The sequence below is a fragment of the Corallococcus silvisoli genome (assembly GCF_009909145.1).
GTDB classification, from domain to species: domain Bacteria; phylum Myxococcota; class Myxococcia; order Myxococcales; family Myxococcaceae; genus Corallococcus; species Corallococcus silvisoli.
Window position 1 is genome coordinate 1 of record NZ_JAAAPJ010000043.1, and the last position, 2,548, is coordinate 2,548.

General features: G+C 70.3%; 1 protein-coding gene. It reads left to right on the forward strand.

Translation table 11 applies throughout. The features are described from left to right. Nucleotides 1-14: 14 nt before the first annotated feature. The coding region (locus GTY96_RS36955; protein WP_161667162.1) for a non-ribosomal peptide synthetase at nucleotides 15-2,548 on the forward strand (2,534 nt) is incomplete at its 3' end.

Here is a 2,548-nt window from a genome sequence, read left to right on the forward strand (position 1 = left end):
GCGGAGTACACGAGATGAGCCAGGAGCTGTCGAAGCGGATCGCCAACCTCTCGCCGGAGAAGCGCGCCGAGCTTCTCAAGAAGATGGCCGCGCAGAAGGCCTCCTCCGGCGACGCCTCCCGCACCCTCATCCCCCTGCTGGACCGCTCGCGCCCTCTCCCTCTCTCCTTCGCCCAGCAGCGCCTCTGGTTCATCGAGCAGCTGACTCCCGGCAGCCCCCTCTTCAACGTCCCCATGGCCGTCCGCCTCGACGGCCCCCTCGACGTCGACGTCCTCGAGCGCGCTCTTCGCGAAGTCGTCCGCCGTCATGAGGTGCTTCGCACCACCTTCCACGAGGACTCCTCCGGCCCCATCCAGGTGGTGGCCCCGGAGCCCACGCTCACCTTGGAGCGCTCCGTCCTCCCGGACTCGGAGCCCGATGCCCTCTGGCGCCTCGCCCGCGACGCCGCCGCTCGCCCCTTCGACTTGCTGAAGGGCCCTCTGCTTCGCGCCCTGCTGCTGACTTCCAGCCCCACCCAGCACCTCCTCGTCGTCGTCCTGCACCACATCGTCTCCGACGGCTGGTCCATGACGCTCCTCGTTCGCGAGGTGGCCCTCCTCTACGGCGCCCTCGTTCGCGGCCTCCCTCCCTCCCTCCCCTCCCTCCCCGTCCAGTACGCCGACTTCGGCGCCTGGCAGCGCGAGTGGCTTCAGGGCCCCAGGCTTCAGCGGCAGCTCGACTTCTGGACTCAGCAGCTCTCCGGCCTCCCCTCCGCACTCGAGCTCCCCACCGACTTCCCCCGCCCCCCCGTCCGGGACGGCCGCGGCGCGCGCCACGACTTGCTGCTGCCTCGTCCCTTGACGGACTCCCTCAAGGCCCTCGCCCAGCACGAGGGCGCCTCCCTCTTCATGGTGCTCCTCTCCGGCTGGCAGCTGCTCATGGCCCGCTACTCCGGACAGGACGACGTCTCCGTCGGCTCCCCCATGGCCGGCCGCGCTCGCGGTGAGGTGGAGGGCCTCATCGGCCTCTTCGTCAACGCCCAGGTGCTTCGCACCCGCGTCTCTCCCTCCTCCTCCTTCCGCTCCCTGCTTCGTCAGGTGCGCGAAACCGTCCTCGCGGCCCAGGAGCACCAGGAGCTCCCCATCGAGCGCCTCGTCGAGGAGTTGCGCCCGGAGCGCATCCCCGGCCGCACTCCCTTCTTCCAGGTCATGCTCACCTACCAGGCCTCCTTCCGCGCCTCCTCCTCCGTCGAGGGCGTCAAGCTGGAGGCCCTGGAGCTCGACACCTTCTCCGCCAAGTTCGACCTCACCCTCCAAGTCCTCGACTCCGACTCCGGCCTCAAGGGCTTCCTCGAGTACGCCACCGACATCTTCTCCCCCTCCACCGCCTCTCGCCTGGCTCGCCACCTCCACGTCCTGCTGGAGGCCGCTGTCGCCCGTCCGAATGAGGCCGTGGCCCGATTGCCGCTCCTCACCGACGAAGAGCGGAGCGAAATCCTGGTGGAGTGGAATGCCACGCAGGCGCCCTTCCCCGACGCCTGCATCCACTCCCTCTTCGAGGAGCAGGTCCGCCGCTCGCCGGACGCGCTCGCCGCTTCCTTCGAGGGCGCTCACCTCACGTATGCGCAGCTGGACGCACGCGCCAACCAGCTCGCCCACGCCCTGCGCCGTCGTGGCGTCCGCACCGAAGTCCGCGTCGCCCTCAGCCTCGAGCGCTCCCTCGACGTCGTCATCGGCCTCCTCGCCATCCTCAAGGCTGGCGCCGCTTGGGTGCCCGTCGACCCGCTTCTCCCCCGTGAGCGCCTCGCCTTCATGCTCGAGGACAGCGCCGCACAGGTGCTCGTCACCCAACGCACCCTCGTCGACCGCTTCCCCGAGGCCTTCCACTCCCGCGCCCTCTGCCTGGACGACGAGCGCGAGTCATTGGCCAAGGAGTCCACGGAGGCGCCGCGCACCGGCGTGACGCCCGCGCACCTCGCCTACCTCCTCTACACCTCCGGTAGCACCGGCACCCCCAAGGGCACCGCCGTCGAGCACCGCGGCGTCTCCAACCTCGTCACCCACGAGGCCATCGCCTACGGCATCGGCCCTGGCAGCCGCGTCCTTCAGTTCGCCAGCCTCAGCTTCGACTTGTCCGTCGAGGAGGTTTTCACCACCCTCTGCAACGGCGCCTCCCTCGTCCTCGCCCCTCTCGAAAAGCTCATGCCGGGCGCGCCTCTCCCCGTGCTCCTGCGTGAGCAACACCTCTCCGTCATCAGCCTCACCCCCGCCGCGCTGGCCGCCACCTCTTCCGAGGGCCTTCCCGGCGTGCGCACCGTCATCTCCGGTGGCGAAGCCCTTCCCGCCGACGTCGTCGCTCGCTGGGCCCCGGGCCGCCGCCTGCTGAATACCTACGGCCCCACCGAAGCCACCGTCATCGCCACCCTCACCGAGGTGGTGCCCGACGGCAACCTCCCCTCCATTGGCAAGCCCCTCGCCAACGTCCGCGTCTATGTGCTGGACGCCCACGGCCAGCCCGTCCCCGTCGGCGTCCGCGGTGAGTTGCACGTCGGCGGCGTCGGCGTCGCTCG